The sequence below is a fragment of the uncultured Fibrobacter sp. genome (assembly GCF_937877005.1).
Classification (GTDB): domain Bacteria; phylum Fibrobacterota; class Fibrobacteria; order Fibrobacterales; family Fibrobacteraceae; genus Fibrobacter.
The window spans coordinates 1-20628 of record NZ_CALEFV010000100.1 but is presented as its reverse complement, the minus strand read 5'-3'; the positions used below and the strand labels follow the sequence as shown (position 1 = coordinate 20628).

Sequence of the window (20628 nt, the reverse complement as noted above, 5' to 3'; positions counted from 1 at the left end):
TTGGTCTCACCTCGGTCGATTAGCTCAGTTGGTTAGAGCGCTACCTTGACATGGTAGAGGTCACAGATTCGAGTTCTGTATCGACCACTGAAAGAACCTCGCTTTTAAGCGAGGTTTCTTTTTTTCTTTTGGGTCAAAGGGAGAAGGCTCTCCCTACTTTCAGCCACAACTCAGCCTGCTCCACACGCTCACATGGCCTCGACCTTCGGCCGACGAATGTTCGCTTTGCGGACAGGCTTCGCCGTGGCTTACAGTACCCACTCGCCTAAGGCGGACAGCACTTGGCAACTTGTTGCCTTAGTGCGCATGGCCACCAGGGTGGGGCTCTGCCCTTAAAATCTCGTACAAAAGAAGCCGCCCTTTTCAGGGGCGGCTTTTAAAAAGTCATTCCGGCTTCGCCGGAATCCTAATTACTTAGCGGCAGCGGAGTCAGCCGGAGCAGCAGGGGCTGCGACTTCAACCTTAGCTGCGGCTGCGCTATCAACGGCGACCGCAACGGTAGAATCCGCAGCTACAGCGGCAGCGCTATCGGTGACAACCGGGGCGGCAGAGTCAGCCACGGCCGGTGCCTCAACCTTTTCGACTGCGGCGGGTGCTGCAGGAGCGACTTCGGCGGCCTTAGGAACCGGCGTACCGAAGAAGTTCACCTTGGCAAGGAAAATCATCATCACCCAGGAGAGGGCAAGGCCGGAAATACCCATCACGATACCGGTCTTAGCCATACCGTTGGTGTCGGTGTAACCCGTAGCATGGGCAAGCGCGTTAGGCGGAGTAGAAATCGGGAGGCTCATACCGAGAGAGCTTGCAAAGGCGACAGAAACGAGCAGAGCGGTCACGCCGCCGAGGCCAACGAGGTTGTCCTGGCAAGCAATGCCCACGGCGCAAAGAATCGGCACGAGCAAGGTCGCGGTAGAAGTATGGCTCATGAAGTTAGCCATGAACAAGCAGATGACACCGCAACCGATCATGAGGGCAAGCGGAGACCAGCTTGCAAACGGAATCGTCTTGATCAAGTGAGCGGCAAGGCCCGTTGCATTCAGGCCAACACCCAGGGCAAAACCACCAGCCACGAGCCAGAGCACGTCCCAGCTCATTGCGTTCAGGTCTTTCTTGGTAATCACGCCGGTCAAGGCAAACACGGCCATCGGGATCATGGCAATGGCGTTATCGTTGATGCCGTGGACACCCTTACCGGTCACCCACAGGAGCACGCACACGACGAAGGTAATGTAAACGATAATGGCCTTGGGACTCGTGTCGAACTTGCCGGCACCTTCAATGTTCAAAACCATTTCCTTCATCTTGATCGGGTAGATTTTGAGGAGCAAGAGCCAAGCAATCACCATCAAAACAATCACGTACGGAATACCGAAGGCCATCCACTGACCGAAGCTCACCGGATTGGCAACAAGGTCGCCGCGGGCGATAGCGTCGTTCAAGGCGCCAAGGGCAATAGCGTTAGGAGGCGTACCGATTGGGGTGCCCATACCACCGATGTTGGCTCCCAGCGGAATAGCGAGGGCAAAGGCTGCTTTACCGCGGTCATCTTCGTCGAAGAGCTTGAGCACCGGAGCGAGAATGGCAAGCATCATGGCAGCGGTAGCAGTGTTGCTCATGAACATGGAGAACACGGCGGTGATGAGCATGAGACCGAGAAGCACGAACCTCGGATTCTTTCCGAAGGGCTTCAGGAGCACGCGGGCAAGGTTCAAGTCCATCTTGTACTTGGTGGCTGCAGCAGCGAGGAAGAAGCCGCCCAAGAAGAGCATGATGATGGGGTTTGCAAACGTCGCCATAATGGACTTATGGCTGATCATGGTCACGCCGTCTACGCGGAAAGGCGTCAGGGCGGAGTCGGACATCGTCACGATCATGAGCACGATGACAAGCATCGAGGTCGACCAGATCGGGAACGGTTGCAGGATCCAGAAGAGGGCCGCCATCACGAAAACGCCAATAACGCGGATTTCGAGCGGATTCAGGATTCCCATGGGGCTTGCGGCATCGAATCCGAGGGATTCGTAGGGCAAGAAGAGAGCGGCGATGGCGAGCACCGACGCAATGATGAACTTGATGAATTTTGCCTTTGTCATAGTGCGGCCAAATTTAGAAAAATGCCGCCCCTATGGCAAGATTACAGGAATACTACTAGTGAGCCACAAGCGATTTGTATTAACAAATCGTGGAGGCGAGAGCGAGGCGATGTCATAGGGTTCCATAAAACAAGAGCCGAGCGGTCTGTAAGGGGGAAGATTCTCCCTATTTTCGGCCTCGACACAGCCTGCTCCGCACGCGAACTAATTACGGCCTTCGGCCTTTACAGTCCGCTTTGCGGCCAGGCTATCGCCGAGTCCTACTCCACCCCCTCGCCTAAGGGCGGACAGCACTTAGCACTTTTAGTGCTTAGTGCGCATGGCCACCAGGGTGGGGTTCCACCCTTAAGATCCCAAATTACCGGGAAATTGCCACCTTGCGGGCGGCTTGGTTACCCGCCACGGACACGCGGAGCAGGTAAAGGCCCGGTTTCGGGGCTTTAAGTGCGAGCGTGTTGTGGCCTGCAGCCGATTTTCCACGGGCAGAGGCCAAAACCTTGCCGTTTACGCCCACGAGCTGCACCTGGTAGCCTGCGCCGGCCAGGGATTCACCGACATCGAAACCTACCTGGAGGGCGCCCGGAACGCGCGCAAACCGCAGGTTTTCGACCTTGGATGCAACGGTACGAATGTCGGCGGCGGTCACGCGGACGGTCGCCGTTGTGCCCGCGGCCTTGAGCATCACCTTCAGGGAGTCGCCGGCGGGGACTTCGCGGGTTTCCCCATCAACGGTCACATACACCTTCAGCCCCATTTCGTTCAGCGCCTTGACGCCATCGAACTTGAGGTAACCCACGCGGTCGCTCGACGCACTCAGGGCGAGCATCCATTCGTAGCGGGAATCTGCGCCCTGGGCTGCGCTTACGCTCTTGATCGACTTCGCAAGGGCGCGCTTGCCACTCATAATGGACAGGTTCACCAGGTCACCCATGCCCATGGGTGCCTCCAAGCGTTCCCCGGCCATCCCGACACCAAGCTCGTTCCAGGAATCCCTGTGTCCGCGGGTATCCGAAAGCGACACCTGCAGGCTCCAGCTTTCGCGGGAATCCGCCTTCGCCAAAGCCTTCTTCTTGGCATTCTTCTTGCTTTCCTTGCCGCTCTTCCACGGTGCATACAGGGAATCATTGGCATCCCTGAACAAAAGTTCCGTCTTTACGCGGACAGAGCCCTTTTCTTCAGCATAGATCCACATCGCCTCGTACGGGTCCAGGGAGGTCGGCTCCCTGTAGTCGGAGGCGTCTACATCCCAGGCCCAAGTCGTCCAGGACTTTTCGCCGGCATACAATGCGCCAATGTCCACAATCCATCCGTAGGGGTTGGCCACCATGTTCCAGCCGCTATCGAGTTCCCACACGAGTTCGTTACCATTGACTGCAGAATCCTTACGCAGCAAAAGCGAACGGCCCTCTAGCGTATTGTACCAATAGCCTTGCAAAGCTTCTGCCTTGCCGCCCTTGTACTTCTGGTACTTCCAGAAGTCACCAAAGAACGCCGTTTCGTCCCACCAGTAGAACAGGGGGTCGTCATCGAACTCGACCGAATCGACTTCCACGTCGGAAAGCGAAAGCATCTGCCAGGTATTGGCGGCAACCTTTATACGGTCACGCACCTTGAACGACGTGTCTACCGTTACGGAATCCCGTCCATCGAAAAGAACCGCATGGACCGTGTATGTTCCCGGCACCAGGGCGTACTGCGTCCAGTATACCTGGGCAGTATCCTTCAGCGGGTCGGCCACCAGCGGGCTTTCCAGGACATTTCCAAGCGCATCCGTCAAGGACACCCTGAGCTTGGACTTCTGTTCCACCGCGTAGCGGTTTCCCTTCAGCACCATGCAGGCGGCATTTCCCGACTGGAGCAGTTCGTGGCGTACAAGCTGCAAGGCCGAGGAATCTTCCACATCCTCGGGTATTTCCGAGAAATACGCCCGCATCGTTGCATTTTGCATGTGGCCCAGCAGGGTGTCACCGTCCTGCAACACAAACCGGGATTCCTCCCACTCTTCCTGCTGTTTCTCGTTATAGATAAGGTTGCGAGTCGTAAGCACCAGGGAATCCAGCTTATAGCCTTCTTCCGGGAGGGTGCGCACCGTCCAGACGGCAGTGAACATTTCATGCGGCAGAAGCATCGTGTTGTCTTTTGCAAAAGAATGGACATACGAAGTATCGGCATTGTCCTGAGTCTCTACAAACTGCACCGCACCATGTTCAGCAGTCAGTGCGACACGGCCATAGCGAGCGTTATCCACGCATTCATCGCCATTCATCCATACCGCATAGAACGCCTTCGACTTTTTCGCCAAGTCATACAGGTTTTGGTCACTATTCATCACATGGTACACCCCTTCGGCATCGTCCCACTTGGTCTTAGAATCAAAAGCCCAGCCCCATACGCATGCTTCTGCCGTATAGACCGTCGACGGGAACAGCACCTGGCCGCCTTCGACCACCATAATAGAATCCATCCTGGAATCTACGTCATAAAAAACTTCGCCGTGGTCGCCGTTCAAGTTCGTAGCGACATTGACATAGCGCCCAAAGTAGGCCTTCAGTTCAGCATCCACACCTCCTTGTGGGTATAGCGAGAACGAGGTGTCGGCAAAGCCAAAATAGGCGGAGTTTACCTGCGAATATCCATCCGCGGTCGTCGTGAGCAGCTCCAGCTTGGAAAGCTTGTAGCCCTTGGCAGGTTTTGACGCCACGTGGAAGTTCATCTGCTCGTCTGCCTGCGGAACCTGCATCACACCCGATTCAAATTCATGGGTGTACTTGACCGTATCCTTGCCGAGCTTTGCGTAGGACTGCCAAAGCGACACCGTGCCGTAAGAGCCCTCCTCGCCTTCGCTGTTGACTGTCGTGAGTTTCAGGTCGTTCGTATAAATTTCCGTGCATTCTTCCTTGACTTCGCCAACCTTAATCCACCTGCCATACAAGCTAAAAGCGCTGTCGGCAATATCCATGGTCTCGAACAGATGTCCGTCCAGGGCTGTATACTGATATTTGGGATCCTTCAGCTTTTCGCCCCAGCCCTTAAAGCAGGCTTTAGTCGAATAGACTCCCGGAAGCGTCGAAGAATATTCATTGTCGCGGGAATAGGTGTCCATATACGTCAGCTTCTCACCCAGGAACACATTGTCATCGCCCGCATTCACATCAAAGGTAACCTTGTAGGGAACCGCAATAAGCTCTGGAGTCACCTGCATAAATAGTGTATAATCCGGAGCGTTATAGCCGCCATAGTAAGACAGCGCCTGAACAAGACTATCCATATCCAGGAGTTCCTCGGCCCCCAAGGTCACCGTAACATGGTGCAAAGGCGGTATGTCGGCGCCTTCACTTGCGCTTTCAAACATTTTACCCAGATTCGACGTCGACTCCAAGTAATTTGTTTTCGAACTGGCAGAGATTACATTGTCACACAAGCCATTGAACATGCAGTCTTCTATGCGGCCGCGGCTATTCTGACCGCCCAGCCATAAATCAACGGTCCAGTTTTTCAGGACAAAGCCCGTCTCCGTAAAGGCGGCGAATTTCGACATCGCCACTTTCGAGTTGTTATACATGCCCACATTGTACGCCCCCCCCGCATAAATGGAATCCTTAAAGGCAAGCTTTCCGTTCTTGTAGCCGTACGACACGACATAAGTCCTGCTGCGGCTTTCCTCCGAACCTACATAAACCAAGGGAGCATCTACCGACTGCACCGAGCCGTAAACCAGGTGTAATGTATCCGTATACATCTCCTCGGGGCCCACCATGCTATACCTAACTTCATCTAGGAGCTGAGCAAAGTTCCAGAAAGTACTGCGATTTTGAATCGGATAAGAAGCCTTGTTGCATTCAACTTCATTTCCCGGCTTGCAGTTCATATAGGCCTGGACCACAGCCTGCGTTTCGTTATTTTCGCCAAAGACCAAGGGAACCGCTTCACGAGCAGAATAGAGGTAGACGCTCTCGGGTCGCTTCCACGAATAAAGAAAATCCACGGAATAGTCGTCCATCAAGATCAAGCTTTCGCTGGTCACCACGGCAGGGTCTGGTATTTCGTACACAACGACAAGCTTTTTATCCAACACGGCACCAGTGTATTCATCACTGTCAAGTTTCATTCTTTCTAGGTCAAGTACACTGGATTCCATCTTGAACGCAAGTTTCACGCTCAAAGCATTTATCGTTTTCACAAAGTTGCTGTCCAGGCTGTAGTCCTTTTTCGAAAAGGCGTTAAGTCTGTAAAACTGTTGCGAACTCGGATCATTCGCTCCCTGATAGGTTTCCATGGTAAGGTAACTGTCAATGGATTTCTTGTCGGCAGCCGAGAGTTTCGAATAAATTTCGCTACTTACATCAATCTCTAATTTATAGGCGGTCCTTGTGCCGGAAAGGTAGGGGTAGCTTCCATCGTCTTCCCAGTAGGTGGAGCCGCTCATTCCTTCATTTAAAATGTAGGTGAACAAGCGGGTTTTCATCAGCGAATCGGACAGGACGCCGTTCTTCCAGGTTTCCTCTCCCACCGCAATTTCACCGGAGCCATCCTTACTCAGGCTGCCGTCTGCCTTCAAGCTCTTAGAGCCGTTCTTGGCCGTGTTACGGTAATTGTAGCGGATATCGTAATCGTTCAAGCTTCCGGCAGGCCAATCTGTGACATCGACACCCTGGGAATTTTTCAAATTACCCAAGGCCGACTTGACGCCTACATCGCCTTTTCCCAAATGATAGTTCGACCTGATTTGCACCGACGATGCATACGCCAATCCACCCGCAACATACCCCACGTACCCATCGGGCGCGATCAGGTTTCCCTTAGAGATATTGCCTTCGATTTCAAGCGTTCCTCCGCCGCTTCCATCCACATAGCCGACCAATTTTCCTGCAAAAAGAGCATTAGGCTCCCCTTCTACAACAATTTCGACATCAGCCACTGAATATGTCACTTCAGTTTCATTCATCCCCACAGCATATCCGACCAGACCGCCCGCACTCACCAAATTCGTTCCGCTCGGAGCCGAGATATTCAGGCTAGATTTTTCAACTTGAACTTGAGTCAGGGTGATATTGTCAGCACTAGCAACCACAATCGAGGCGAGCAGAGGCTTATCGGCACTCCCCTTTCCAGAGAGCTTTACATACGCTCCATCGAACCTGAGATTTTCAATTAGCGTAATCTCGTGTCCATCAAAGAACGACGCTTGCCCGTCTTTCCCTTCTTCCGATATGTAGCAAAAGCCCTTGACACTATAGTTATTTCCATGAAACTCTACACTTCCACCCGAAAATGAAAGGGGGGTAAAATCATTCATGGCACAAGCGGTATCGCCATTCAAAACGGAGTAGCCCCCCAGGTTTATATCGGACTCCAAGTAAATGTTAACATGAGCGGCATTTCCCACGCCACCCTGCAAATTATTGTTAAGATTTTCGACAAACTGACTCCAGGTTTCAGAAGGAGTCCAACCATCACGAACAAACACGGGAACAGAATCGGGAATCGTCTGCCGTATGAAACATTCGTAATAATAAGGCGTATTTCCGTCATTGGTTTCGCTGCAGAAAAACACCACCGGTTTGAAAGCCGAGACGCCCACTTCGTTATCCACCGAACCGGCAAAAGAGACCCCCACCGTAATCAGCAGGACCATCAAGAATTTCGCCAATATTTTCATCACAGCCTCCAAAGTCGCCTGAATGGGAATCACTCTAAATAAATAATAATTTTTTAAGAAGCGAACATCGTTCCCCCACACAAAAAAAGGCGGAAACTGGGTCCGCCTTTTGACATCCGTCACAATCAAATGTTTATTACATGACTACTTCTTCAGGATTTTCCCGGACACTTCCTGACTACCCACCTTGACTTTCACAAAGTACAGGCCCGCGCGGGGAGCAACCACATGAATCGCATTGTCCCCCTGACTTGCCTTAAAGTGACCCGAAGCGATCTTCTTGCCATCAACACCGACAACCGTATAGTGAGCCTTAGCACCAGCCAAGCCTTCCGGAACATCAATTTGGACATTCAGCTGATCTCCCGACACGGTAGAGCGCAGCGAGCCGAGTTTCGAAGCGGCCTGCACAGCATTCGATGACGCAACACGAACTTCTACTTGCGTTGTAGTCTTGGCAAGGGCCACATTCATCGACTTTCCGTCTCGCAGTTCCGTCGTTTTACCATCGGCAATTACAAAGAGCTTGAGTCCCAGCCTGTTCAATTCGGAAAGACCCTCGAACGAAAGTTTGCCATCGCGGGCGGAGCTAGCAGACATTTCAAAGGTCCAACGGTATTCATCGGCCAGAGCCTTGACGCTCTGTGCCAACTTAGCGCCCTTTTCCCCGTTCCTGCCCATTTCACGAATGGCAAGTGACACGCGGTCACCCATGCCCGCAGGCGGTTCGTCCAGGGATTCTTCGATGCCAGCACCAATGATGTTCCAGGAGTCCTTCTTGCCATTATCATCGGCAAGGGTGGCAAGCAGTTTCCATGCACCCGGAATCGATGCGCGGTCCTTGTGCAGGGCCGACTTGGCACTCGATTTTTCAACCACATTGAATACCGGAGCGGCAGAAACACGCCAAGTCACCGCCTTATCCACCTTGGCCCAAATCGCTTCGTATGGTTCAAGCACGGTAGGAATCCCATAGTTCGAGGAATCCGTATTCCAGCGCCAGAAAGTCACCTTGCTTCCATCATCGGAGGCGCCCTTAGTCAAATCGACGCGCCACCCATAGGGATTTGCAACCAGGTTCCAGCCACTATAGGCGTTATCCAGTTCCCATACGATTTCGGAAGACTTATTTCCACTTGATTCACGCAGAACCAAAGGAGCTCCATCGGATGAACCATACCAGAAACCACGAGTCGCTTCCACCTTTTCGCCATTATAGGAACGATATTGCCAGTAATCGCCAATGGGATTCTGCTCATCCCACCAGAATAGGCTCGACTTTTCCACATTCTTGAGGAAACTGGCATCCATCGCAGAAAGCGAAATCATCCGCCAGCTCTTCGGCTGCATTACGATTTCCGAGGGAACTTCAAAGGACCCCTTAAAGGTGGCCTTGAGACTGTCATCTCCCACGAGAAGTTCCACATCGAAGGTACCGATAGGTGCGGGATACATTTCCCACATGCCTCCCTCGACGACCGATTTGGAAATAACCGTATCGAGAAGGACTCCGCTTTCGCCCTTTACCACAACTCGCGCAACCGTAGACGCATTCGTATTTTCAGCAGAGAATGTCAAACGGACCGCGTTACCATAATACTCTATCAAAGGATCCACAATCTTGATTTTTCCCTTTTCGCCAGGATTCTCTTCATACGAGCTGGAGCTGGAGCCTTCGTCAACAGAGCTGGAACCTTCGTTAACAGAACTGGAGCTGGAACCTTCTTCAACCGAACTGGAGCTCGACATTTCACTAGAGGATTCGGGATTTCTTTCGTACAAAGCCTTCACTTCGATACTGGCAACCACCTTATCGAAAGAATGGTCCCATCCCTGGAATTCAAACCCATCGCGCACGGGAGCCTTCGGGGCCACGGCAGAAGAGCCGTATTCAACCCACGCCGTGTCTCCAATCTGCTGGTTATCCGCATCCAGGAAAATCACCGCGTACTTGACCTTCACCGAATCATACACAGCCTTATAGGTAGCCGCTTCCGATACCGGAACGACTTCCGGAGTCCACGACTTGAACGTGTACACGTACTCGGCCGTCGACGGACGGGTCACTCCCAACGGAACTGCAACCGCAGATCCGTATTCCGCCTTATAAGAAGCCAAAAGCGTATCATCGAAATCAATAAAGGATATCAGATATTCCTTGGCCTTGTATAGCGCATGAATCGACAGATTCTGCGTCACATGGACAAAGCTAGAATCATCCCAACCGACAAAATTATAGCCGTCACGGGGAGGAACGGGTGGCGGATTGGCCGATCCAAGATACGTCACCTGCCTTTCGGGCCCAATCCTGTGATTATTGAAATCAAAGAATTCAACAACAAATTCCTTGATCGTGCAAACTTCCTTCACCGTAAGATCTTCGCGAATGTTTGTCAAGGGAGTATCCCACTTGGTACATTCATATCCATCGATTTCAGGCAAATCCGGAGGATTCGCTACGCTTTCACCCTCGGTGACATATTCCTGCCATACAATCTGATTGTTAAAGTCATAAAAAATGACGTTAAACTTGTCTTCCTGGCGTTGAATCGGAGCATGCTTGTCATCGACAAAAATCGGAAGGTTATTGTTTTCGCCAGCAGCAAATGACCAGGCACAATCATCGACATTGTCATAAGCCTTATTGAGCATACCCGCAAAAGACGATTTTTTCATGGAATCTGCCAGCACAGTACCATTATCAAGCGTTTCGGATAAATCCAGAGACGCCGCATTACGGATTACATATTTGAATTTTTCATTCGTTTTCCAGCCGGGCGCAACATCAACACCCGTATAGAAATATCCTACCGGCATCGAAACAGCCGCATCACTTTCACCATAGTGATAAATCGACTTGATTTCATAATCCCTGTAGGTCATCACAAAACCCATTACATAGCCGACCTTGACAAAGAGGGTGCTACCCACGCCCTGCACTTCAGGGAAATCATCCACCTGAATATTGCCCTGGACATAGACGCCATTCACATCCAATTCGCCTTCCATTATACTTGTCGAACCGACGAGACCTCCAACCAAAAGCGTATCGCCCCAATATGTCCCGCTTGCAAGAAGATTTCCATTAAAGCCCACATGGTGCATGGTCTTGATTTCCTTGCACAACCCGCAAATTCCACCAATTTTGGCAGTCTGGAGATTTGAACCTGCATGCTTAGACCCTTCAAACACGACAGAAACTTTATCCGTATTCACCTTCACGTTTTCAAAACGCAAGGACTTGCTACCTTGCACCATGGTAAACGCCCCCAGAATACCACCCACATGAAGATGGCTCATGCTATCCCGTACTGTGATAGATCCCTGATAGAGCAGATTGGAAATATTATTTTCTGCAGTTGACGCAGCCGTATTGAAATCGCCGACCATTCCTCCAACAAAGACACTGTCATAGGAGGGAAAACCGTTAGCCAGCCGATTCTCGTCAAAGGCCGTCTTGATGCGCGACACGATTTCTACAGACGATGTATCGTTCAACAGGCCCATGCCCTCTGCCTGGGCAAAGCATGCCGATCCGGCAAGTCCACCCAAATAGAAATCTCCATGTATTCCAGGAATGCTTTTGGCCGAAGCGCCAATGCTAATCGAGCCTGTCGTGTTCAACCCGGACATGGTCACAAATGCGGACGACGCATCGGCAGCGTTCTGACAGGAACTTCCGTAGCCCAAGATACCGCCAGCATAGTAGGAACGCATCTCCGGTTCCTGCAGCACATCCTCGATTTTGATATTGGCAGAGCTATTCTGGATTTTGAAAGGCACCTGACTTGCCGCAGATATGGAATCCATGCCAATAAGGCCACCAATCATAATCTTATCGACCGATGAGGCATTGGTCAGCTGTCCATCGAAGCGGCTATTCGTGAGACTAAATTCACCCGATACGTAAACAGCCCCGAACAGGCCGCCCATCGAGCTTCCCCCCGAAATGAGCGAAGCGACTTTTTCATTGTTCTCCTTATACTTGGTAAACACGTCAAGATTATCCACCGTCTCGCCAGTCGTACTGAAAAAGCCGGCTACGCCACCCAGCGACGACTTGTGCCCCGTCATGAAATCAATCACGCTCACCTTGACCGAATCGTTCTGGAATGTCGGATCCTGATTCTCGGTACGGTTCGCCACACCAACGATTCCGCCCAGGAACACCTTGTAATCCTGAACAACCGGAGGAACCACGGCGGAACCGGCATAACCCGTACTAATTTGGGACTGGTTGGTGATATAGATATCATCGTGCCCCTGAACATTCTGAACCGTTGCCGTCTCCAGGTACCCAATAAGACCACCGGCAACAGGAGCCTGAATGGAATCATTTGCTATTTCGATGGAATCCACAAGAGCCAACTTGACCACACCGGCCAGGGCCCCTACCGGGTAAAAATCGGCACCGTCATTGGACGCCGTATTAACAAAGATGCGAACTCCATTGATTTTTAAATTGCTCAGCGACACATTTTCGATTTGCTCGAACAGACCCACCGGCCGTGTCATCGGGTTTTCTGTCTTATAGCACAAGTGACTTACCGTATAGCCATTTCCGTTAATCTGGGTTTCATTCAGAGTCTTGAGTGGAATATGGTTCACTTCGCAATCGCCCGTAGGCGTTTCTCTATTGTATTCACCGAGATCTATGTCAGAACCGAGTTCAAGGTATATACCCTCCCCGACCTTGCTAGCCCAGGCCGTATCCAGGATATCGTAGAGATGGGTAGGTGTGTCGGAACCGCTTGCAATACACGAACCTACCGCCTGGAAACCCTGTGAAAACGGGAAAAAGCCCAACGTAGTCGTATACCCGATGGATCCGTTCTTGACATAATAAGTCGTCCCGCCATGTTCCAGAGACCACTCGTCGTCCGTACAGGGCAAGTTCCCCTGGCTCAGGACATATCTCGTCGTGGAGCCATAGCCAGATGATTTCGATACGGAAATCAGGTTGTAATAGCCGGTTCCGTTCACGGCAAAAGCCATACCCGCACACGCGAGCATGGAAAAAGTCAACACGCCAATTTTTGCCTTCATAAAAGCCTCTAATTCTTCTAATACTAAAATAATCAAAAAAAGGCAAAAAAGGCTTTTTCCATTAGCAAAAACCGCGCCATTGTGATTCCGGACAACCCACAGCTATTCCATATTGGAATATTGGGTGCCAAAACGCGAAAATGGGCCATTTAGCGCAGCCAGGATTTCTAAATTTGGCAAAACAATTCAACAAGGAGTTTGGAATGTTCAAGAAAATAGCCATGGCCGCCGCGCTCGCCGCAACGGCAAGCTTTGCCACCTGGGACTACTACCCCGTTCTCGAGGCTGGTAAGGGTTCTGCCGAAGGCGGACTCTACTACGACTGGGATGACCCCTGGTCACAAGCCGGTCTCAAAATCGGAGCTCGCTACAGTTTGATTCAGAATTTGGAACTGTCCCTGCAAAGTTGGGGCTACCAGTTCTGGGGCGAATCCGACTGCAAAGGCTGCGCAAATGGTGGCGATGGTCTCCGTGACTTGGTTATCGGCGGCCGCTACCAGGTCGTTCCGATGGTTGCAGCCTTCTTGGACATCAATCTTCCTATCGGCAACGACGATAACGATCACTACCAAACGACGCCCCCTTCCAGCAACGAAATCGCCCTCTACTTTGGTGCCCAGTTCAGCATGCCCATCAACGAAGTTCCCGGCCTGAAGTTCGGGACGGAAGCAGGCTTTGACTGGGGTTTCGAGCACAATCACTATGAACGCGGTCTCGATATGCACCTGGCAGGTGAAATCGGCTACACCGTTCCCAATGTAGGCGTCACCCCGTTTGTCGGCCTCCAGATCAAGTACCGCATCACCGAAAGTGAAGATAAAGGCGACGACGCCGATTTTGGCAGAAACGACGATGGCGACAAGCAGATTAACCTCTGGATCGGCGCAGACTACTTCGTCATCCCGAACCAGCTGGATTTGAAGGCCAAGCTGATCGTCCGCAGCGGAAAGATTGGCGGAGACGCTTCCGGCCTCTATCTCGGTGCTGAATACTTCTTCTAAGAATAATTTTATCGGTTGGACTTAGACAAAAGGCGAGCTTTTCAGCCCGCCTTTTTTAAATCCTTCAGCTCCGCAACACCCCACCAAAGGTGTCGTGTCACTTCACGTCGTATTCAGGCACGGGCAGGCTCTCCCCCGCCTTCATGGCCTTGTCAAGAGCCGCGGACTTCGTAGGGTCCAGCCACCAGTAAACGGGAATGGCGTCTTCGCGGTTGAAGCGGTCAAAGACTTTTTCCGGAGTGCCGTAGCGGTTCCAGTAGAGAATGCGGTGGTGGTCACATTGCCACATGAGCACGTAAGGCACGATTTCAGCCAGGCGGTTATCCAGCGCCTTCAGGATTTCGTTGCGCTTCGCGAGGTCGAATTCTGTCTTCTGCAAGTTGATTAAGCTGTCGACGACTTTATCCTGCACGCCGGCAAGGTTATTTGTACCCTTCTGAAGTGCGGTTGTAGAATACCAGCTGGCCTCCGGATCACGCAGGCGGCCTGCACCCCAGTTCACCCAGTAAAGGTCAAAGTCGGCATCGTCCAAGCGCTTGCGCAAGGTACTCTGGCTCATCTGTTCGATAGTCGCGACAACGCCCACCTTCTTCAGGTCTTCCTGGAACAACGTGAGGTGACGCAAGTCTTCTTGACTCGTGATAAAGTTGATGGCAAACGGCTTGCCGTCTTTTTCCAGCACGCCCTGAGTATTCACCTTGTAGCCCGCTTCGGCAAAGAGGGCGCGGGCACTGTCCGGATTGAACTTGTAGAGCGGTGCCGTCGGATTCTGGTTACCTTCCCACAAGTCGGGGTAGTAGCTGTTGAGCAAGAAGTACTGGTTGTACATGTACTTTTCGTTCATGGCTTCGCGGTTCAAAAGCATGTTGAGGGCGCGACGCACACGAACATCTTGGAACTGGGGCTTGCGCAAGTTGATGGCCATCCCCTGGAAACCGATGGGCTCCTTGTTGAAGATACGCTGCTTCACGGCCCAGCCTTTTTGAATGGCGTCAAAGTCCGTCTGTTTCATCCAAATGCTGCTAGTGTAAATGGCGTAGGCGTTGATGTCCTGCTTCTTGAAGGCCTCAAGTGCCTTCGTCTGGTCGTTCATGAAGCGGTAGCGGATTTTTTCGAAGTTGTACTTGCCGCGGTTCCAGTTCTTCTTGAAGCCCCACCAGTCGGCGCGGCGAGCAAGTTCCACATAGCGATCTTCGCGGAAGGTCTTGATCTTGTACGGGCCAGACACCACCGGGAACTCGTAGCGGATCTGGTTGAAGTCCTTCCCTGCCCAAGCGTGCTTCGGGAAAGCGAGCATGCCCGCCGCTTCCCAGAAGTTACCCCAGTGGGATTCCTTCGCGGTCATCTTGATCGTAAGGCTATCCACGACCTCGGGGCGGTCGAAGCGGCTAAGCCCCACCTTGAAAATCGGCGTCAGGTTCTTTTCATCCATGATAACGTCGTAGTAGAACTGCACATCTTCGGCGGTCACCGGTTTGCCGTCGCTCCACTTGGCCCGCGGGTCCACGTGGAAGGTAAATGTCTTGCCGTCTTCGGACACATTCCAGGTGTCGGCGAGGATTCCCACTTCCCGGTCTTCGGTGCTGTGCAGGCTCACGAGAGGCTCGAACATCATGCCCATAAGTTCGGCGGAGAAGCTGTTGTAGTCCTCCCACATGTTGAAGGACTTCGGCATGGCAGAGCCCCAAAGTGTAATCGTTCCGCAAGGGCGGGCATCCTTCGAGGCTATGGGGTCAAACTCGCCCGTCGCTTCGGGGTCTTGCGGAAGTTCAGGGCAATTCAGCTCGGCATTTTTAGTGGCAGCACCTTTGGATGCGCCGGACTCATTACAGGCTGTAAACAGAAATGCGGATGCAACAAGAACCGCACAAGAAACTTTAATAGAAAAATCTTTCATACGGAACAATATAGATAAATTGTCTAGAAAGATTATCTTCCCGGGTTTATCCCGGGAACAACAGCTACGGCAAGCCGACATGGCGTTGTTTCTGCTTTTTGGGCTTAGGTTCTTCAGGAGCCTTTTCCGCTTCGGCCTTCGCGGCTTCGGCTAAAAGCATTTCGAGCGATACGCGAGAGGCCTCCTGTTCGGCCTTCTTCTTGTTGCCACCCCGACCGCGCCCATATACGCGACCGTCCACATGGACTTCCACAGTAAATAGTTTCTGGTGTTCCGGGCCCGACTCGTCAACCACTACATATTCCGGTACCGTGCGGAGCTTGCCTTGCAAGTATTCCAGGAGTTCGCTCTTGTGGTTAATGAAATCCTCGGCAGAAATAATTTCCTGCACCCGCGGAAAATGAAACTTATTTAGAATCGCGCGGACCTCTTCGAGACCGCCATCCAGATAGACCGCACCAAGAACCGCCTCGTAGGCATCGGCCAGGATACTCTCCTTGCCGCGGCCGCCGAGTTTTTCTTCGGCCTTGCCCACTTTCACGTATTCACTCAGACTCCATTCCTTGGACGACTGGGCGCAGGCATGCCCCGAAACAATGGCACTCTTGCGCTTGGAAAGTTCACCTTCCGGATCGTCGGGATAAGTCCTGTAAAGGTATTCGGTAGTGAGCATGTTCAGCACGGAATCGCCCAAAAACTCCAGGCGTTCGTTATTGCTCACGTAGGGCAGGTCCGTACCCGTCAAAAAGGAGCGATGCACTAGGGCATGCGCCAAAAGTTCCGGGTCCTTGAACCGATACCCGAGCTTTGCCTCAAGCCCGCCATCGGACTTCTGGCGAAACCAGAGTTTTAGCACTTTGTGAAGAAGGTTTGTTTGTTCCATAGACTAGTAGATAGTTGGAAGTAGGAAGTAAACAGAAAGGGCAACCCGTTCCGGGCCACCCAATCTAGTTTCCTATCGAGAAGGCGCTAATAATTAAGCCTTCTTAGCTTCGATGAAGGCAACCACGTCAGCAACCTTCTGGAACTTTTCGGCGTCGGAATCGAGAATTTCGACTTCGAATTCGTCTTCGAGAGCCATCACGAGTTCCACGCGGTCAAGGGAGTCAGCACCGAGGTCGGAACCGAATTCAGATTCGGGCTTAACGTCTTCAGCCTTAACGCCGAGCTTTTCGACGATAACGGCGGTGACCTTCTTGAAAATTTCTTCGTTCATTTTAATCTCCATTTGGATTGATTGTTTGAGTTCAAATTTAGTAAAAAAAGCCTAGGCGTTCAACCCCCCATCAACGCCCAAAATCTGGCCGGTGATGTAGCAGGCGTCGTCAGATGCCAAAAATGCGGCAGCGTTAGCAATATCTTCGGGTTTTCCGATGCGGCCGAGCGGAATCTGGGCGGCATACTTTTCCTTGGTGGCCTCATCCATGGCGGCGGTCATGTCGGTACCGATAAAACCGGGAGCAATGGCGTTCACGGTAATGCCGCGAGAGGCAAATTCCATGGCGTTAGAGCGGGTCATACCGATAATGCCGGCCTTGGCGGCGGCGTAGTTGGCCTGGCCAGCCTGGCCGTGCAGGGCGTTAATGCTCGAAATGTTGATAATGCGGCCGGTACGCTTGCCCATCATGGTGCGAGCGACAGCGCGGGTGCAAAGGAACACAGAACGCAGGTTCGTGGCGATCACGGCATCGAAGTCTTCGTCCTTCATACGCATCAACAGGCCATCGCGGGTAATACCGGCGTTGTTCACCAGGATGTCGACCGTGCCCATATCGGCAATGATCTGCTTGAACACGTTCTGCACCGTTTCGGAGTCGGCCACGTTGCAAGCATAGCTCTTGACCTGCACCCCAAGTTCGGCGGAAAGTTTGGCGGCCAATTCTTCCTTGACCGAGGTGGAAAGGATGGCGACGTCAGCACCTTCGCTGGCGAGCTTGGTTGCAATAGCGAGACCGATACCGCGAGAAGCGCCAGTCACAATTGCCTTTTTACCAGTAAGTTTACCCATAATAGAACCTCTTTCTGTTAACTGTGTCATTCTGAGCGGAGCCGCCAGGCGTAGTCGAAGAATCTAAAATTGACTCAAAAGAGATCCTTCGATGCGCTTCGCTTGCTCAGGATGACACTCTGAATGTTATCCCTTAAGTGCCTGGAAAGCCTCGATGGTTTCTACCGGCGTGACCTTCACGTCGCGGCTGATTTTGCGCATGAGGCCCATGAGCACCTTGCCGGAACCCACTTCGACACCCTGCGTCACGCCCAGGGACATAGCCTTGTTCATGCAGTCGTTCCAGCGGACCGGAGACACCAGTTGGCGCACCAGGAGGTCGGCAATTTCAGAACCCTTCGTGACCGGTTCGGCAATCACGTTGGCGATGACCGGCTTTTCGACATCGTTGAACTTGGTCTTTGCAATCGCTTCGGCAAGGCCTGCCTGAGCAAACTGCATGAGCGGGCTGTGGAAGGCGCCAGACACGGCGAGCGGAATGGCCTTGATACCGGCGGCAGCGCAGTTTTCGACCAGCTTGTTCACGCCGGCGACCGCACCGGACACCACGATCTGGCCCGGGCAGTTGATATTTGCCGGAACCACGGTTCCCACATCCTTCACGGCTTCGCAAAGTTCAAGAATCTTGGCTTCGTCCTGGCCCATGATAGCGGCCATGGCACCCGGGTTCTTGGAACCGGCAGAGGCCATGAGTTCACCACGGGTACGCACCAGGCGGAGGCCGTCTTCGAAGCTGAAACCGCCGGCAGCGTAAATGGCGGAGTATTCGCCGAGGGAGTGGCCCGCCACGTAGTCAAAGGCAAAACCTTCGGACTTGAGGAGTTCCATCACCATGGCAGACACGGTAAACAGAGCCGGCTGGGTGTTGTCGGTGCTCTTCAGAACGTCTTCCGGACCTTCAGCCATGAGCTTGGAGAGCGAAAAACCGAGGATTTCGTCGGCCTGCATCATGAGCTTCTTGGCCGGTTCAAAAGTAGAAGCGAGCGTCTGGCCCATGCCCACATACTGGGCACCCTGGCCGGGGAAAAGCAAAATCGTCTTAGACATTATATATATACCTCTGCGGCTAGACCGCATTTTTATTGTTTCGCGCTACAATTTAGAAAATACAGAACATGTAAAAACGCTCTGCAGCGGAACCGGACCAGAAAATTGAAAAGTAATGTTTTAAGAACAATTTCATAACATGCGAGATCCTCCGCACAAAATAAGAACGGAACCCGCTCGGGGTTCCGTTCTCAAAACCTGATTGCAAACAAGCTAACGTTTACTTTGTTTCGGAGGGTTCATCCTTGATCGCGAGCAGGCGTTCGTTGATGTTCTTCGAGACACCCTTTTCTGCATACTTGGCAGCCACTTCCACAGCCTTTTCGATAGCGAGAGCATCGGAACGACCGTGAGCAATGATGCCGGTACCGTTCAGGCCGAGCAGCAAGGCGCCACCCGTCATGCGGTAGTCCCACATCTCGTCGAAACGACGACCATTCGGGGTATCGATGACACCGAACATCTTCTTGTGCAGTTCGTAGAAACCTTCGAGCATCTTCAGAACCACGTTACCTGTAAAGCCAGAAGTCACGACCACGTCGGCGACACCTTCAATGAGGGTTTCGCCTTCGATGTTTCCGATAAAGTTTACCGGAGCAGACTTCAGCAACTGGTGAGCTTCCTGCAGTACGGCCGGGCCCTTGTGTTCTTCTTCGCCCATGTTCAAAAGGCCAACCTTCGGCTTTTCGTAACCGAAGTAGGTCTCGGCGAAAGCGGAACCTGCAATGGCGAAATCCACCAGGGTAGCAGCGCGTTCGTCGACGTTAGCACCGGCATCGACCAAGATGATCGGACGGTCAGCAGTCGGAATCACGCAACCGATAGGCGGACGGCTGAATTTGTCTGTAGTACGGCCAAGAAGCATGAGGCAGCTGGCCATCATGGCACCGGAGTTACCGGCACTCACGGAGGCATCCACCATGCCCTTCTTCTGCAAGGCAACGCAAGTCACCAGACCAGAGTGGGGCTTCTTCTTGAGGACTTCGACAGGATGTTCGTCCATGGCCACAGGATCCGGCGCATCGACCACGGAAATGCCGTTGCCAGCATAGCCAAGCTTTTCAAGCTTAGCCTTGACCTCGGCTTCCGGTCCGCACAAGACCACATGCAAATTGGCATTCTTGTTGACGGCGTTAACCGCACCTTCAATTACTACGTCTGGGGCGAAATCGCCACCAAGAGCATCAAGAGCAACTTTAACCATGCACATCTCCTTGCAAATTCAATTGCAACGCCAAATTAGGCTTCGGCATCCTTCATGTTGATCACTTCGACACCATTGTAGTAGCCGCAAACCGGGCACACGCGGTGCGGGCGCTTCACGGAACCGCAATGATCGCAGGTAGCCATAGCGGGCACTTCCATCTTCCAGTGGGTGCGGCGCTTGTCACGACGGGCGGTCGAGGTTTTTCTTTTAGGTACTGCCATTTTTAACTCCTATTTTCCATTTTGCTCTTAAGAGCCTTGAGTTTGTCCCAACGGGGATCCATGGGTTTTTCGCCCGAGTCACCACCGTCGGCTTGATTGTTTGTTACAAAGATAAAATCTTCGTCGGGATTTTTCACGGGCGCAACTGGTTCTTGCAATATAACCAGCTGTCGGATGCACTCGGAAACATCGACGAAGGCCTGTCCCTGAGGAATCTGGTAGGCAAAGACGTCAACATCGTCTTCGTCCAGTTCCTGCGTTGCAACCTGAGTCCGGGTCACCTCGATTACGACTTCGGTCGTAAAGGGGCGATCAAAAGGCTCCAGGGTACGGGAGCAGGTCAGAGCTTGCACTCCGGAGACCGTACCTGTCACAAGACACTTGCTTTCGCCTTCGGGGCTTACCAGCACCTCGGCTACCAGATCGCCCTTGAGGTGCAGTTCGTCGAA

12 protein-coding genes and 1 tRNA gene are annotated in these 20628 nt (G+C 52.5%); 2 read left to right on the top strand and 11 right to left on the bottom strand.

Going from position 1 to position 20628, the window contains the following annotated elements; all coding sequences use genetic code 11:
• Positions 1-13 precede the first annotated feature (13 nt).
• Positions 14-87, top strand: a tRNA-Val gene (locus tag Q0628_RS05085).
• 323 nt (positions 88-410) lie between these two features.
• On the opposite strand, the gene Q0628_RS05080 is transcribed toward Q0628_RS05085, so the two are convergent.
• The 3 genes from Q0628_RS05080 to Q0628_RS05070 form a co-directional block, all read right to left on the bottom strand.
• Entirely contained in the window at positions 411-2093 is a 1683-nt protein-coding gene (locus Q0628_RS05080; RefSeq protein WP_298768761.1) for an SLC13 family permease, read from the bottom strand.
• A 358-nt stretch (positions 2094-2451) separates the two neighbouring features.
• Positions 2452-7752, bottom strand: coding sequence for a hypothetical protein (locus tag Q0628_RS05075; protein WP_298768759.1), 5301 nt, complete (start codon positions 7750-7752; stop codon positions 2452-2454).
• Between the two features lie 144 nt (positions 7753-7896).
• Positions 7897-12798: an InlB B-repeat-containing protein gene (locus Q0628_RS05070; RefSeq protein ID WP_298768757.1), complete on the bottom strand. Its 4902-nt coding sequence runs from the start codon at positions 12796-12798 to the stop codon at positions 7897-7899.
• Positions 12799-13001: 203 nt separating this feature from the next.
• Here Q0628_RS05070 and Q0628_RS05065 point away from each other — a divergent pair, with 203 nt between their 5' ends.
• Positions 13002-13799 (top strand): transporter, encoded by a 798-nt coding sequence (locus tag Q0628_RS05065; protein ID WP_298768755.1) that lies wholly within the window; start codon positions 13002-13004, stop codon positions 13797-13799.
• A gap of 97 nt (positions 13800-13896) precedes the next feature.
• Here Q0628_RS05065 and Q0628_RS05060 read toward each other — a convergent pair whose 3' ends face one another.
• The 8 genes from Q0628_RS05060 to Q0628_RS05025 form a co-directional block, all read right to left on the bottom strand.
• A complete protein-coding gene (locus Q0628_RS05060; protein WP_298768753.1) occupies positions 13897-15696 on the bottom strand; it encodes an extracellular solute-binding protein in 1800 nt (599 codons plus the stop codon).
• A 64-nt stretch (positions 15697-15760) separates the two neighbouring features.
• Complete coding sequence (rnc, locus tag Q0628_RS05055) at positions 15761-16579, bottom strand: ribonuclease III (RefSeq protein ID WP_298768751.1); 819 nt, start codon at positions 16577-16579, stop codon at positions 15761-15763.
• A 93-nt stretch (positions 16580-16672) separates the two neighbouring features.
• Positions 16673-16912 (bottom strand): acyl carrier protein, encoded by a 240-nt coding sequence (gene acpP, locus Q0628_RS05050; protein ID WP_298768748.1) that lies wholly within the window; start codon positions 16910-16912, stop codon positions 16673-16675.
• 51 nt (positions 16913-16963) lie between these two features.
• Complete coding sequence (gene fabG, locus Q0628_RS05045) at positions 16964-17704, bottom strand: 3-oxoacyl-[acyl-carrier-protein] reductase (protein WP_072800985.1); 741 nt, start codon at positions 17702-17704, stop codon at positions 16964-16966.
• A gap of 126 nt (positions 17705-17830) precedes the next feature.
• Positions 17831-18751, bottom strand: coding sequence for an ACP S-malonyltransferase (gene fabD / locus Q0628_RS05040; protein ID WP_298768746.1), 921 nt, complete (start codon positions 18749-18751; stop codon positions 17831-17833).
• 220 nt (positions 18752-18971) lie between these two features.
• Positions 18972-19955, bottom strand: a complete 984-nt coding sequence (gene plsX, locus Q0628_RS05035; protein ID WP_298768744.1) for a phosphate acyltransferase PlsX — start codon at positions 19953-19955, stop codon at positions 18972-18974.
• 35 nt (positions 19956-19990) lie between these two features.
• The gene (rpmF, locus tag Q0628_RS05030; RefSeq protein WP_072800982.1) at positions 19991-20179 is read right to left on the bottom strand and encodes a 50S ribosomal protein L32; all 189 of its coding nucleotides are present in this window, start codon (positions 20177-20179) and stop codon (positions 19991-19993) included.
• 2 nt (positions 20180-20181) lie between these two features.
• Positions 20182-20628: DUF177 domain-containing protein (locus tag Q0628_RS05025; protein ID WP_298768742.1), on the bottom strand; the 447-nt coding region annotated here is incomplete at its 5' end.

Excerpts from the sequence above, each read along its gene's own strand:
- Q0628_RS05080 (WP_298768761.1), bottom strand. The coding sequence starts at position 2,093 with ATGACAAAGGCAAAATTCATCAAGTTCATCATTGCGTCGGTGCTCGCC.
- Q0628_RS05075 (WP_298768759.1), bottom strand. The coding sequence starts at position 7,752 with ATGAAAATATTGGCGAAATTCTTGATGGTCCTGCTGATTACGGTGGGG.
- Q0628_RS05070 (WP_298768757.1), bottom strand. The coding sequence starts at position 12,798 with ATGAAGGCAAAAATTGGCGTGTTGACTTTTTCCATGCTCGCGTGTGCG.
- Q0628_RS05065 (WP_298768755.1), top strand. The coding sequence starts at position 13,002 with ATGTTCAAGAAAATAGCCATGGCCGCCGCGCTCGCCGCAACGGCAAGC.
- Q0628_RS05060 (WP_298768753.1), bottom strand. The coding sequence starts at position 15,696 with ATGAAAGATTTTTCTATTAAAGTTTCTTGTGCGGTTCTTGTTGCATCC.
- rnc (WP_298768751.1), bottom strand. The coding sequence starts at position 16,579 with ATGGAACAAACAAACCTTCTTCACAAAGTGCTAAAACTCTGGTTTCGC.
- acpP (WP_298768748.1), bottom strand. The coding sequence starts at position 16,912 with ATGAACGAAGAAATTTTCAAGAAGGTCACCGCCGTTATCGTCGAAAAG.
- fabG (WP_072800985.1), bottom strand. The coding sequence starts at position 17,704 with ATGGGTAAACTTACTGGTAAAAAGGCAATTGTGACTGGCGCTTCTCGC.
- fabD (WP_298768746.1), bottom strand. The coding sequence starts at position 18,751 with ATGTCTAAGACGATTTTGCTTTTCCCCGGCCAGGGTGCCCAGTATGTG.
- plsX (WP_298768744.1), bottom strand. The coding sequence starts at position 19,955 with ATGGTTAAAGTTGCTCTTGATGCTCTTGGTGGCGATTTCGCCCCAGAC.
- rpmF (WP_072800982.1), bottom strand. The coding sequence starts at position 20,179 with ATGGCAGTACCTAAAAGAAAAACCTCGACCGCCCGTCGTGACAAGCGC.